Source organism: Streptomyces sp. H27-H5 (assembly GCF_026627505.1).
Classification (GTDB): Bacteria; Actinomycetota; Actinomycetes; order Streptomycetales; family Streptomycetaceae; genus Streptomyces.
Window position 1 is genome coordinate 1 of record NZ_JAPNLK010000059.1, and the last position, 12387, is coordinate 12387.

12 protein-coding genes are annotated in these 12387 nt (G+C 72.3%); 8 read left to right on the forward strand and 4 right to left on the reverse strand.

All coding sequences use genetic code 11. The annotated features are described in order from the left end of the window. The first annotated feature begins 137 nt into the window (after window positions 1–137). The 5 genes from OTB19_RS26650 (at window position 138) to OTB19_RS26670 (ending at window position 5091) form a co-directional block, all read left to right on the forward strand. Window positions 138–917, forward strand: a complete 780-nt coding sequence (locus tag OTB19_RS26650; RefSeq protein WP_267801034.1) for an MHYT domain-containing protein — start codon at window positions 138–140, stop codon at window positions 915–917. A gap of 64 nt (window positions 918–981) precedes the next feature. After that, complete coding sequence (locus OTB19_RS26655) at window positions 982–3594, forward strand: nitrate- and nitrite sensing domain-containing protein (RefSeq protein WP_267801035.1); 2613 nt, start codon at window positions 982–984, stop codon at window positions 3592–3594. Further along, on the forward strand, window positions 3594–4037 hold the full coding sequence (locus OTB19_RS26660; RefSeq protein ID WP_267801036.1) for a roadblock/LC7 domain-containing protein: 444 nt from the start codon (window positions 3594–3596) through the stop codon (window positions 4035–4037). The genes OTB19_RS26655 and OTB19_RS26660 overlap by 1 nt, the downstream gene beginning before the upstream one ends. Next, window positions 4034–4438, forward strand: a complete 405-nt coding sequence (locus OTB19_RS26665) for a DUF742 domain-containing protein (protein ID WP_420716916.1) — start codon at window positions 4034–4036, stop codon at window positions 4436–4438. The genes OTB19_RS26660 and OTB19_RS26665 overlap by 4 nt, the downstream gene beginning before the upstream one ends. Then, the gene (locus OTB19_RS26670; RefSeq protein WP_267801037.1) at window positions 4438–5091 is read left to right on the forward strand and encodes a GTP-binding protein; all 654 of its coding nucleotides are present in this window, start codon (window positions 4438–4440) and stop codon (window positions 5089–5091) included. Before OTB19_RS26665 ends, OTB19_RS26670 begins: the two co-directional genes overlap by 1 nt. A gap of 38 nt (window positions 5092–5129) precedes the next feature. Here the strand turns inward: OTB19_RS26670 and OTB19_RS26675 are convergent, their stop codons facing one another. Then, a complete protein-coding gene (locus OTB19_RS26675) occupies window positions 5130–5567 on the reverse strand; it encodes a PPOX class F420-dependent oxidoreductase (RefSeq protein ID WP_267801038.1) in 438 nt (145 codons plus the stop codon). Between the two features lie 106 nt (window positions 5568–5673). On the opposite strand from OTB19_RS26675, the gene OTB19_RS26680 reads away from it, so the two are divergent. Together OTB19_RS26680 and OTB19_RS26685 are read left to right on the forward strand one after the other, a co-directional pair. Beyond that, window positions 5674–6072, forward strand: coding sequence for a roadblock/LC7 domain-containing protein (locus tag OTB19_RS26680; protein ID WP_053683454.1), 399 nt, complete (start codon window positions 5674–5676; stop codon window positions 6070–6072). A 182-nt stretch (window positions 6073–6254) separates the two neighbouring features. Then, window positions 6255–7112 carry a DUF6397 family protein gene (locus tag OTB19_RS26685; RefSeq protein ID WP_267801039.1) on the forward strand — a complete coding sequence of 286 codons (858 nt, stop codon included), beginning with the start codon at window positions 6255–6257 and terminating at the stop codon, window positions 7110–7112. Here OTB19_RS26685 and OTB19_RS26690 read toward each other — a convergent pair. The 3 genes from OTB19_RS26690 to OTB19_RS26700 form a co-directional block, all read right to left on the reverse strand. Continuing rightward, on the reverse strand, window positions 7076–7477 hold the full coding sequence (locus OTB19_RS26690; protein ID WP_267801040.1) for a YchJ family protein: 402 nt from the start codon (window positions 7475–7477) through the stop codon (window positions 7076–7078). The two genes, OTB19_RS26685 and OTB19_RS26690, sit on opposite strands and share 37 nt — an antisense overlap. 8 nt (window positions 7478–7485) lie before the next feature. Next, the gene (locus OTB19_RS26695; protein ID WP_267801041.1) at window positions 7486–8415 is read right to left on the reverse strand and encodes an acyl-CoA thioesterase; all 930 of its coding nucleotides are present in this window, start codon (window positions 8413–8415) and stop codon (window positions 7486–7488) included. A 70-nt stretch (window positions 8416–8485) separates the two neighbouring features. Continuing rightward, a complete protein-coding gene (locus OTB19_RS26700; RefSeq protein WP_267801042.1) occupies window positions 8486–11005 on the reverse strand; it encodes a DEAD/DEAH box helicase in 2520 nt (839 codons plus the stop codon). A gap of 146 nt (window positions 11006–11151) precedes the next feature. On the opposite strand from OTB19_RS26700, the gene OTB19_RS26705 reads away from it, so the two are divergent. Beyond that, window positions 11152–11943: a metal-dependent hydrolase gene (locus OTB19_RS26705; protein WP_267801043.1), complete on the forward strand. Its 792-nt coding sequence runs from the start codon at window positions 11152–11154 to the stop codon at window positions 11941–11943. Window positions 11944–12387 lie beyond the last annotated feature (444 nt).

Sequence of the window (12387 nt, forward strand, 5' to 3'; positions counted from 1 at the left end):
GCCAAGATGGACGACTACATGATCAAACGGAACGAGACCGCCCGCCCCTTCAAGTGGACCTACGCCGCCAGCCCCCTCCAGGAAGCCTGAACCCCCCTCCACGAACTTTCGCGGAGCAGCACTAGCGTCCGGTGGCCATGGGACACCTGGACCACGCCGCCTACGGCTGGCTGACACCCGCGCTGTCATACGTGATGGCATCGATCGGCGCCGCCCTCGGCCTGCGCTGCACCGTCCGTGCGCTCGCCGCGACCGGATCCGCCCGCCGCAACTGGCTCCTCACCGCGGCATCCGCCCTCGGCACCGGCATCTGGACGATGCACTTCGTCGCGATGCTCGGCTTCGACGTCACCGGCACCGAGATCCACTACGACGTCCCGCTGACCATCCTCAGTCTCCTGGTGGCCGTGCTGGTCGTCGGGGCCGGTGTGTTTGCCGTCGGGTACGGCAGGAACCGCCGCCGGTCGCTGGTCATCGGTGGATTCACCACCGGCCTCGGCGTCGCGAGCATGCACTACCTCGGGATGGCGGCCCTGCGGCTGCACGGTGAGGTCTCCTACGATCCGCTCGTCGTCGGCTTGTCGGTCGTCGTCGCCGTCATCGCCGCCACCGTCGCGCTGTGGGCCGCGCTCAACATCACGTCGCCGATGGCCGTGGCCGGCGCCTCGCTCGTCATGGGCGCCGCGGTCAGCAGCATGCACTACACGGGGATGGCCGCCGTCGCGGTGCGGGTCGCGCCCTCGGACGTGGCCCTGCCCGGCGCCACGGCGATGCAGTTCATCTTCCCGCTCGCCGTCGGGCTCGGCTCCTACCTCTTCATCACCGCCGCCTTCGTGGCACTGTCCCCGACCGCGGACGAACGGGCGGCGTCGGCAGCCGTCCGGAACCTCGGGGAGAGCGCCGCGCCCGCGCACTGAGCCCCCGGCCCGCGCGCCCCCACCGCCACCCCCCCCAGACCGTACCGCCCGGAACGAGGAGCCCATGCGTACACCCCGCAAGAAACCGGAAGCAGTGGCGCCGGGGCCGCCCGGGCCCCCGGCGCGCGGCCGCCGGGCGCACGCGGGGCCACCCGCCGAGGAACCCGAGGAGAGAACGCCCCCGCACCCCGTCGCCGAGGCCGGCTCCCGTGAGAGACCCCGGATCCGGCTGCGCCCCCGCACCGTCCGGGCCAAGATCGTCTCCCTGTTGATGGTCCCGGTGGTCTCGCTGCTCGCGCTCTGGGCCTTCGCCACGGTCAGCACCGCCCAGGACCTCGCCCGACTCGGCCGGGTCCAACGGGTCGAGCGGGAAATCGGCACCCCCGTCTCCGCCGCGCTCGCCGAGGTGCAGGCCGAACGGCGGGCCGCGGTGCGCTTCCTGGCCGACCCCGGTACCGGCGAGCCGGCCGCCGCCCTCGAACAGCAGGCCCGGCGCACCGACGACGCCGTGCGCCGGCTGCGGCTCGGCGACCGGAACACCGTCGCCGACTCCGGTGACTACCGCACCGACGTCGTGGTCCGGCTCGGTGCGTTCGTGGCCGCCGCCGAGGGACTCGGCTCCGCGCGCAAGGACGTCTTAGGCCGGCGGACGACCGCCGACGCCGCCTACGAGACGTACACCCGCGTCGCCGACGCCGCGCTCGCCGTCGGCGGGGCCCTCTCCGGTGCGCAGGACCCCGAACTCGGCCCGGACGCCCGGGTCCTGCTGGAGTTCGCCGAAGCCGGGGAACTGCTGTCGAGGGAGGACGCGTTGCTCGCCGTGCCGGGGCCGCGCAACGCCGAAGGGCTCCGTCGGCTGACCGGCGCCGTCGAGACCCGCCGCGCACTGCTCGCGGACGCCGCCCGGGACCTGCCGAGCGAGGAGCGGACCGCGTGGGAGTCCGTGTCCAAGAGCGCCACGCACGCCGCGCTCATCGCGGCGGAGGACCGGGCGCTCACGGCGGGTACGGGACCCGGCGCCGGTTCCGGCGCCGGCAAGCCCGCCGGGTGGGACGCCGCCCACAGCGGCGTCAGTGCCTCGATCCGGGAGACCGAGGCCGCCGCGCGCGCCGAAGTCACCGATCGCGCCGACCCGTTCACCCGCGTGGCGCTCAGCGGAGCCGGCGCGGCCGTCGTCCTCGGCCTGGCCGCCGTCGTCGCCTCCCTGGTGATCTCCGTGCGGATCGGCCGTGCACTGGTGGTGGAACTGGTCTCGTTGCGCAACACCGCGCTGGAGATCGCGCGTCGCAAGCTCCCGTACGCCATGGAGCGACTGCGGGCCGGCCAGGACATCGACATCGAGGCCGAGACCTCGTCCGGGCCGCCCGCCGAGGACGAGGTCACCCAGGTGGGGGAGGCCCTCTCCACCGTGCACCGGGCCGCTCTGAGCGCCGCCGTCGAGCGCGCCGAACTCGCCGGCGGGGTGAGCGGTGTCTTCGTGAACCTCGCCCGCCGCAGTCAGGTCCTGGTGCACAGGCAGTTGACCCTGCTCGACTCCATGGAACGCCGCTCCGACGACCCGGGCGAACTCGACGACCTCTTCCGCCTCGACCACCTGACCACGCGGATGCGTCGACACGCGGAAAGCCTGATCATCCTGTCGGGAGCCGCCCCGGGGCGCGCGTGGCGCATGCCGATCCCCCTGACCAATGTCGTACGCTCCGCCGTCTCCGAGATCGAGGACTACCCGCGCGTCGAGGTCCGCGGGCTCGCGGAGGCGGCCGTGGTCGGCGGCGCGGTGGCCGACCTCACCCACCTGCTGGCCGAACTCGTCGAGAACGCCACCCAGTTCTCCCCGCCGCACACCAAGGTCCGGGTCAGCGGCGAGCCGGTGGGCGCCGGTTACGTCCTGGAGGTGGAGGACCGCGGGCTCGGCATGGGCCGCGAGGCGCTCCACGACGCCAACCGCCGGATCGAGCAGTCCGAGGCGCTCGACCTGTTCGACAGCGACCGCCTCGGACTGTTCGTGGTCAGCCGGCTCGCCGCCCGACAGGGGGTGCGCGTCCACCTGCGCCCGTCACCGTACGGAGGCACCACCGCCGTGGTCCTGCTGCCGAACTCCCTGCTCCAGGGCGCCATCACGGCGGTCTCGGACGAGCCCGCCGAGGCGACGGCGCCCTCCCCGGTCGCCGTGGGAGCCGTTCCCGTACGCGAGTCCTCCCGTGCCGGCGCCCCCCACGAGGGGGCCTCCGCCGGACCCGTCCGGGAGCGCGCCCGCGCCGGCGCCGTACGGGACGAGGCCGAGACACCGGCCGCGTCCGATGCCGTACCGGACCCCGAGCGGGACACCCCCGACCGGGACCCCGCGGGCGAGCCCGGGGAACCGCGGCCCGCCGCGGTCGCGCCGCTGCGGCCGCGCGGCCCCGGCGCCCCGGCGACCCGTACCCAGGTACCCGCCGCGGCGCCGGCGGGCGCGGCCTCGGTGACCGAACTGCCGCGCAGGATCCGCCAGGCCAGCCTGGTCCCGCAACTGCGCGAGGTCCCCGAGCCCGAGGACCCGGCGGAAGCGGGTCCGTCCGGCGGACCGCCGGACCGCAGCCCCGAGCAGGCCCGGGACCGGATGGCCGCCTATCGGGCCGGCTGGGCCCGGGGCGCCGGCGAGAACTCCCCCCACGCAGGCAGCGAAGGAGAAGTGTGATGATCGAACACCAGCGGATCGGGCGCGACGGAACCCGCGGGACCGGCGAGTCGGACTGGCTCCTGGACGAACTCGTGACCCGCGTCCGCGAGGTCCGGCACGCGGTGATCCTGTCCGGCGACGGCCTGGCGGTGGGATCCTCCAGCCGGCTCAGCCGGGAGGACGCCGAGCACCTGGCCGCCGTGGCCTCCGGCTTCCACAGCCTGGCCAAGGGCGCGGGCCGGCACTTCCGCGCCGGGGGCGTGCGCCAGACGATGGTCGAGATGGACGACGGATTCCTCTTCGTCGCCGCCGCGGGAGACGGCTCCTGCCTGGCCGTCCTCAGCGCCGGCGGCGCCGACATCGGGCTCATCGCCTACGAGATGGCCCGGCTGGTCAAGCGGGTCGGCGAGCACCTGTACGCCCCCTCGCGGTTCGCGGCCCACCCGCCGGCCGCAGGGTGAGCGCGGCGGTCAGACCGGTGAACGGCCAGTGGTTCGACACCGAGGCGGGGCCGCTCGTCCGGCCCTACGCCATGACCGGCGGACGCACCAGACCGGGACCGCACGGCGTCCGCTTCGACCTGATCGCACTGGTCGTCGTGGTGGACCCCGAGGGCGGCGACGAGGCGACCGGGTCCCTGTGGGGCCCCGAACACCGTGCGCTGCTCGGATTGTGCCGCGACGAGACCCAATCGGTGGCGGAACTCGCCGCCGACGCCGACCTGCCCGTGGGCGTGGTGCGGGTGCTGCTGGGCGACCTGCTCGAGGCCGGACACGTCAAGGTCAGCCGCCCGGTACCCCCCGCGCACCTGCCCGACGAGCGGATTCTGCGTGAAGTCATCGAAGGATTGCGAGCGCTGTGATGGGACTGCACCACAACGGATCCACCGGGTCCGCTCCGGAAGTCGACGAGGACGAGGAAGCGGCGGCGCTCGCGCTGAAGATCCTCGTGGCGGGCGGCTTCGGCGTGGGCAAGACCACGCTGGTGGGCGCGGTCAGCGAGATCCGACCACTGCGCACGGAGGAACTGCTCAGCGAGGCGGGCCAACTCGTCGACGACACCGGAGGCGTCGATCAGAAGACCACCACGACGGTGGCCATGGACTTCGGGCGCATCACCATCCGCTCGGGCCTGTCGCTGTACCTGTTCGGCACGCCGGGACAGGACCGGTTCTGGTTCCTGTGGGACGAGTTGTCGCAAGGCGCCCTCGGCGCGGTGGTGTTGGCCGACACGCGAAGGCTGGAGGACTGCTTCCCGGCCGTGGACTACTTCGAGCACCGCCGGATTCCGTTCGTCGTGGCCGTCAACTGCTTCACGAACGCGCGGCGTTACGCCTCGAACGAGGTGGCGCGGGCCCTTGATCTGGAACAGGGCACGCCCGTGGTGCTGTGCGACGCCCGGGACAAGGACTCGGGCAAGGAAGTGCTGATCCGGCTGGTCGAGTATGCCGGGCGGATGCACACCGCCCGGCTGCTCGCGTCGGTGGGTTCGGGTCCGCGGACGGGGCCGGAGTGACGGACGTCCGCAGCGTGCGGACGCCGACGAGCACCGGGTCAGGCCGCCACGTCGGCCATCGCGATCACCTTGTCGATGGTGACGCGGACGAGGAGTTCCCCGTCGACCGCGTTGCGCCGGCCGAAGGCCTCGGCGCGCTCCTCGCCCATGTAGCGACCCCCGATCCTCGTCGCCCAGGTCAGCATCTCCCGCTCGTGGCCGGTGTACTCGACCAGCTCGGCGCGGCCCTGGAGGACGACATAGGAGAAGGGCGGCCGGTCGTCGTCCACGCAGAGGGCGACCCGGCCGTCCCGGGCCAGATTTCGACCCTTGACGGTGTCGCGGCCGGTGTTGAACACGAATGTGTCCCCATCGAGAACGAACCAGATGGGAGCGATGTGCGGGCTCCCGTCCGCGCGGACGGTGGAGAGCTTCCCGGTACGGGTGGAATGCGAGACGAACGCCCGCCATTCCTCTTCGGTCATCTTCTTCGTCATGGGTCCATCCTCCTTGCCGGAAAGCCGCTGGTGGGGAAGGCTGGCGGCACGACCAAGCGGGGTGGGACGCGGCCACGTCGGCCGCGTCGACGGGGAGGGGCTGGAAATGGCACTGGACAAGCAGCTCGATTGGCTACTGGACGACCTGACACGCAGGGTCCCGCAGGTCCGGCACGCGGTGGTGCTGTCGAACGACGGGCTGGTGACGGGCGCGAGCGCGGGCCTGGCCCGGGAGGACGCGGAGCATCTCGCCGCCGTCGCGGCCGGGTTGCAGAGCCTGGCCAAGGGGTCCGGACGGCACTTCCGGGCGGGCGAGGTGCGCCAGACGATGGTCGAGTTCGACGAGGGGTTCCTGTTCGTCGTCGCGGCGGGCTCGGGCAGCTGTCTGTGCGCGCTCAGCGCCGCCGAGGCGGACATCGTGCAGGTCGCGTACGAGATGACCCTGATGGTGAACCGGGTGGGCGAGCACCTGGGCGTCGCGGAACGACGCATCACCGGGGGCTGACGGACGGCCTCGACCCGGGGCCGGAGCGAGACTCGGAGGGGGAGCCGGACCGGGTCCGGCGCAGGGCTCGGATCGGGAGTTCGGGGCCATGTGCGGGAGTTGTCCACAGGCCTCGCCGCACATCATCGCGCTGAGTTACGGTCTTCACACAGAGTGATCGCCACTCGTGGGGGAGGACCGTGATGAGGGTGGAAACGCAGGACCGCGCCGTGGCCGTATCGGACGCGCGGGAATCGGGGCCGGGGGCACCGGCCGGGCCGGCGGCGGCCGCGTCGCCGGAGGCGCTGGTCGGCGGTGTCCGGGCCGCGCGGGAGCTGGGCCTGGGGCGGGGCGAGTTGGCCCGGGCCGTGCAACTGGGACTGGTGCGCGCCGGACCCCGGGCGCCGAGCGGGGCAGCACGTTTCACGCGGGCCGAGTTGGAGCGGGTGACGGCGGCCGAGGGCTTCCCGGAAGCCCTGCGCGCGCGGGTCGAGACCGTGGCCGGCGCCGACGCCGGAGCCGAGGTGCTCGGGGTGGGGCCGAGCCGGTTCACCCGGCTCGCGCGCTGCGGGCACATCACCCCGATCGGCTACCGGATCAACCGCTACCGCGCCGTGGTGTGGCTCTACCTGACCGCCGAACTGCGGACGTTCGCCGCCCGGGACGCCGGCATGTTGCGCGGGACGGCGCCCCCGGAGGACCGGGAGCTGATCGCGGCCAAAGGCGACCTGCGCCCCCGCACCTGGCGTGAGCGACACGTGGAGTTACTGCTGAGACGTACCGGCGACCCCTGGGAGCGGGCCGCCGTGCTCGCGTCCGTCCTTCCGACGGACGAGGTGCGGGAGGTGGTGCCCGATCCGGCCGAACGCATCGTGCTCGCGGCGCTGGCACCGCCCCCGCCCTACGGCCACCCGCGGATCCCGGCGGCCGCCGTCGTGGCGGAGTCGCTGCTGAGGGCCCGGCCGCCGGACGAGATCCGGTGGTACCGCGCCGGCCTGGACTTCGCCCTGACCGGCGCTCGGGGTCAGTCGAAGTCCACCGGGGAGAGGGGGCCGACGTAGACCCAGGCCCCGTGCTCGCGGGAGAAGCCACTGTGCTCGTGCAGGGATCCGGCGTGCCGGCCCTCGCGGTAGTGCGCCCGGAACTCCACCGCGCCCTGTGTCTCGAACATGCCGCCGCGTTCGGTGGCGAGGATCTCCAGACGTTCCCAGCGCTGCCCGGGATCCAGTTCGAGCCGGTCCGGGCGGGTGGACGGGTGCCAGGAACGGAGCAGGTAGGCGGTGTCGCCGACCGCGAAGGCGCTGAAGCGCGACCGCATCAGCAACACCGCCGTGGGCGCCTGCCGGTCACCGGAGTGGAAGCGGCCGCAGCACTCCGGGTACGTGGCGGACAGCCCGCAGGGGCAGGGGAGGACCGGGGTGGACATGGGCGTGCTCAGCTCTTCGTGGACGGGGCGGACGACGGCGCGGACGGGTCGGGCGACTGCGACGTCTTGGGGGCGTAGGGGCGGAAGAGGCCCTCCTGGACCACGGAGACCAGCAGCCTGCCCTCCAGGTCGTAGATGCGGCCGCGCGCCAGGCCCCGACCACCGTGCGCGATGGGGGACTCCTGGTCGTACAGGAACCACTCGTCGGCCCGGAACGGCCGGTGGAACCACATGGCGTGGTCCAACGAGGCCATGTCGAAGCCGCGCATGCCCCACAGGGGCTCCACCGGGATGCGCACGGCGTCGAGGAGGGTCATGTCACTGGCGTAGGTGAGGGCGCAGGTGTGCACGAGCGGATCGTCGCCGAGCGGGCCGACCGCCCGCATCCACACCGCGCTGCGCGGGTCGGCGTTCTTGAGCTCCTCGGGAGTCCAGCGGAGCCGGTCCACGTAGCGGATGTCGAAGGGCTGGCGGCGGGCCATCCGCTCCAGGGCCTCGGGCAGGGCTCCCAGGTGCTCGCGGATCTCCTCCGCGACCGTCGGAAGCGTGTCCGGGTGCGGGAAGTCGAGGCGAGGGGGCAGCTGGTGCTCGATGCTGCCCTCCTCCGGATGATGGAAGGAGGCGGTCAGATTGAAGATGGTCTTGCCCTGCTGGACCGCGGTGACACGACGCGTCGTGAAGGAACGCCCGTCGCGCACCCGCTCCACCTGGTACACGATGGGCACCCCGGGAATGCCGGGGCGCAGGAAGTACGCGTGCAGCGAGTGGACCGGGCGGTCCGTCTCGGTCGTGCGGCCCGCGGCCACCAGCGCCTGGCCGGCGACCTGCCCGCCGAAGACGCGCTGGAGGGATTCCTGGGGGCTCGCGCCCCGGAAGATGTTGACCTCGATCTGCTCCAGATCGAGCAGATCGACCAGTCTCTCGGCGGGGTTCGTCATCAGGGGTTCTCCACTGTCGTGTCCGGCGGAATCGGCGGGCCCGGCGACGCCGGCGGCCTGCGGGGACGGATCAGAGGCCGAGCTCACCGACCGCGGTGACCCGGATGACCGCCCGGCCCTCCTCGTCGGAGGCCGCGAGGTCGACCTCGGCGCTGATGCCCCAACCATGGTCACCGGCGGGGTCGGCGAAGGCCTGGCGGACGCGCCACAGGCCGTGCTCCGCGTCCTCCTCGATCTGCAGCAGCTTCGGGCCGCGCGCGTCGGGGCCGGTGCCCAGGTCGTCGTACTCGTCCCAGTAGCCGTCCAGGGCCTCGCCCCAGGCGTCGGCGTCCCAGCCGGACTCCCCGTCCAGCTCGCCGAGCACGTTGACGTGGTCCAGGGCCGCCAGCTCGACGCGGCGGAACATGGCGTTGCGGACCAGGACCCGGAAGGCGCGGGCGTTCGCGGTGACCGGCTTGACCTGGTCGGCCTTCTCCTGGGCCTGCTCCGCCGTCTCCACCTCGGGGTTCGCCAACTGCTCCCACTCGTCGAGCAGGCTGGAGTCGACCTGGCGGACCAGCTCGCCCAGCCAGGCGATGAGGTCCTGGAGGTCCTCGGACTTGAGGTCGTCCGGGATGGTGTGGTCCAGGGCCTTGTACGCGCTCGCCAGGTAGCGCAGGACGATGCCCTCGGTACGGGCCAGCTCGTAGTAGGAGGTGAACTCCGTGAAGGTCATCGCCCGCTCGTACATGTCACGGATGATCGACTTCGGCGACACGGGGTGGTCGCGGACCCACGGGTGGCTCTTGCTGTACACGTCGTAGGCGTGCAGGAGGAGCTCTTCGAGCGGCTTGGGATAGGTGACGTCCTGGAGCCGTTCCATCCGCTCCTCGTACTCGATCCCGTCGGCCTTCATCGCGCCCACGGCCATGCCGCGTTCCTTGTTCTGCTGGGCGGCCAGGATCTGGCGCGGGTCGTCCAGCGTGGACTCGACGACCGAGACCATGTCCAGCGCGTAGGAAGGGGACTCCGGGTCCAGCAGGTCGAAGGAGGCCAGCGCGAAGGTGGACAGCGGCTGGTTCAGCGCGAAGTCCTGCTGGAGATCGACGGTCAGCCGGATGGTGCGGCCCGCGGCGTCCGGGGTGTCGAGCTTCTCCACGACACCGCCGTCCAGCAGCGAGCGGTAGATCGCGATGGCCCGGCGGATGTGCCGCAGCTGCGCCTTGCGCGGCTCGTGGTTGTCCTCCAGCAGGTGCCGCATGGCCTTGAACGCGTCGCCGGGGCGGGCGATGACCGACAACAGCATGATGTTGGTGACCTTGAAGCGCGAGGTCAGCGCCTCCGGGTCGGCGGCGATCAACTTCTCGAACGTGGTGTCCGACCAGGCCACGAAGCCCTCGGGGGCCTTCTTGCGGACCACCTTGCGGCGCTTCTTCGGGTCGTCGCCCGCCTTCGCGAGGGCCTTCTCGTTCTCGATGACGTGCTCGGGCGCCTGCGCCACCACATAGCCCGCCGTGTCGAAGCCGGCCCGACCGGCGCGGCCGGCGATCTGGTGGAACTCGCGGGCGCGCAACGTCCGGACCCGGGTGCCGTCGTACTTCGTGAGCGCGGTGAACAGCACGGTGCGGATGGGCACGTTGACGCCGACACCGAGGGTGTCCGTACCGCAGATGACCTTCAGCAGGCCCGCCTGCGCCAGCTTCTCCACCAGGCGCCGGTACTTGGGCAGCATGCCCGCGTGGTGCACGCCGATGCCGTGGCGGACGTAGCGGGAGAGGTTCTGGCCGAACTTGGTGGTGAAACGGAAGTTCCCGATCAGCTCCGCGATCTTGTCCTTCTCCTCGCGGGTGCACATGTTGATGCTCATCAGCGACTGCGCCCGCTCGACCGCCTGGGCCTGGGTGAAGTGCACGATGTACACCGGTGCCTGCCGGGTCTCCAGCAGCTCGGTGATGGTTTCGGTGATCGGCGTGGTGACGTACTCGTACGACAGCGGGACGGGCCGGGTCGCGGAGCGGACCACCGAGGTGGGCCGGCCGGTGCGCCGGGTCAGGTCCTCCTCGAACCGCTTCATGTCGCCGAGGGTCGCCGACATCAGGACGAACTGTGCCTGCGGAAGCTCCAGCAGCGGGATCTGCCAGGCCCAGCCCCGGTCCGGCTCGGCATAGAAGTGGAACTCGTCCATGACGACCTGGCCGATGTCGGCGTACTTGCCGTCGCGCAGCGCGATGGAGGCCAGCACCTCGGCGGTGCAGCAGATGACCGGGGCGTCCGAGTTCACGGAGGCGTCACCCGTCAGCATGCCGACGTTCTCGGTGCCGAAGAGCTTGCACAGGTCGAAGAACTTCTCCGACACCAGGGCCTTGATCGGCGCGGTGTAGAAGGTGACCTTGTCCTGGGCCAGCGCGGTGAAGTGCGCGCCGGCCGCCACCAGGCTCTTGCCGGAGCCGGTCGGGGTGGAGAGGACCACGTTCGCCCCGGAGACGACCTCGATCAGTGCCTCCTCCTGCGCCGGGTACAGGGTGATGCCCTGGCCCTCCGCCCACGAGGAGAAGGCCTCGAAGAGGGCATCGGGGTCGGCGTTCGGCGGGAGCTGATCAATGAGGGTCACACACCCCATCTTGCCTGGCTTCGGACCGGATGAGGGAACCGGCGGGAGGAAAGAAGATCATCGACGGTACGCTGTGCCGTCCACACGGCCCGGACGAAACCGTCAACGGGCCCTGACCACCACAGAACCGGGGCGGGGAAACAACCATGATGGGTCCGGCGCACTCACTGTCCGGCGCGGCGGCCTGGCTGGGGGTCGGCGCGGCGGCTGCGGCGGCCGGGTACCCGATGCCCTGGCCCGTCCTCGTCGTCGGCGCGCTCATCTGCGCCGGCGCGGCGCTCGCGCCCGACCTCGACCACAAGTCGGCGACGATCTCGCGCGCCTTCGGGCCCCTCTCCAAGGGCCTGTGCGAGGTGGTCGACAAGATCTCGTACGCCGTCTACAAGGCCACCCGGGCCCCGCGCGACGCCCGGCGCACCGGCGGCCACCGGACGCTGACCCACACCTGGCTCTGGGCGGTCCTGATCGGCGGCGGGTCCTCCGTCCTCGCCGTGACCACCGATCGCTGGGGCGTGCTCGCGCTGCTCTTCGTCCACCTGGTGCTGGCCGTCGAGGGCCTGCTCTGGCGGGCGGCCCGGATGTCCAGCGATGTCCTGGTGTGGCTCCTGGGCGCCACCAGCGCCTGGATCCTGGCCGGCGTACTCGACCAGCCGGGCAACGGCGCCGGCTGGCTGTTCACCGAACCCGGCCAGGAGTACCTCTGGCTCGGCCTGCCGATCCTGCTCGGGGCCCTGGTCCACGACATCGGCGACGCGCTGACCGTCTCCGGCTGCCCGATCCTGTGGCCGCTCCCGATCGCCGGCAAGCGCTGGTACCCGATCGGCCCGCCGAAGATGATGCGGTTCCGCGCCGGCAGCTGGGTGGAGCTGAAGGTGCTGATGCCCGTGTTCATGCTGCTCGGCGGAGTCGGCGGCGCGTCCGCCCTGGGCTTCATCTGACCTCCGCGTCCCCCTTCGACACCGGACCGAACCGACGCGCCGGGCGCCCTGAATCGCTCTGTTCAGCCCGTCCCCGTACGGACATCATGTGAGCCGACGAGCCGTCAGGCACGTCGGCTCACACCATGACCGGGGGGCACATGGGCGGGGCGCACCGATCCGTCGCCGCCACGCGTCATCCGAACCTGCGGGCCCGAACCTGCGGGGCGGGTGGGTGTACGTGCCGAAGCGGGACGAGCAGCGGAATCCGGGGGACGAGATGAAGCGCGACGGGAACGGCAAGAGGAACGACAGCGGGGACAGGACCACGGGCAGGAACAGGACGGGTGTCCGGCCGGCGGTGACGGCGGGCACGGTTCTCGCCACGCCGCCCGTGGCCGTCGTGGCCGGGCGGCCCACGCGGCTGCCTGGGGGCCGGCCGATGCGGCGCGACGCTGCACGCCG

What these genes read in the sequence shown, in the direction of transcription:
- OTB19_RS26650 (WP_267801034.1), top strand. Translation starts at nt 138, where the DNA reads ATGGGACACCTGGACCACGCCGCCTACGGCTGGCTGACACCCGCGCTG.
- OTB19_RS26705 (WP_267801043.1), top strand. Translation starts at nt 11,152, where the DNA reads ATGATGGGTCCGGCGCACTCACTGTCCGGCGCGGCGGCCTGGCTGGGG.
- OTB19_RS26695 (WP_267801041.1), bottom strand. Translation starts at nt 8,415, where the DNA reads ATGACGAACCCCGCCGAGAGACTGGTCGATCTGCTCGATCTGGAGCAG.
- OTB19_RS26655 (WP_267801035.1), top strand. Translation starts at nt 982, where the DNA reads ATGCGTACACCCCGCAAGAAACCGGAAGCAGTGGCGCCGGGGCCGCCC.
- OTB19_RS26690 (WP_267801040.1), bottom strand. Translation starts at nt 7,477, where the DNA reads ATGTCCACCCCGGTCCTCCCCTGCCCCTGCGGGCTGTCCGCCACGTAC.
- OTB19_RS26675 (WP_267801038.1), bottom strand. Translation starts at nt 5,567, where the DNA reads ATGACGAAGAAGATGACCGAAGAGGAATGGCGGGCGTTCGTCTCGCAT.
- OTB19_RS26660 (WP_267801036.1), top strand. Translation starts at nt 3,594, where the DNA reads ATGATCGAACACCAGCGGATCGGGCGCGACGGAACCCGCGGGACCGGC.
- OTB19_RS26680 (WP_053683454.1), top strand. Translation starts at nt 5,674, where the DNA reads ATGGCACTGGACAAGCAGCTCGATTGGCTACTGGACGACCTGACACGC.
- OTB19_RS26670 (WP_267801037.1), top strand. Translation starts at nt 4,438, where the DNA reads ATGGGACTGCACCACAACGGATCCACCGGGTCCGCTCCGGAAGTCGAC.
- OTB19_RS26685 (WP_267801039.1), top strand. Translation starts at nt 6,255, where the DNA reads ATGAGGGTGGAAACGCAGGACCGCGCCGTGGCCGTATCGGACGCGCGG.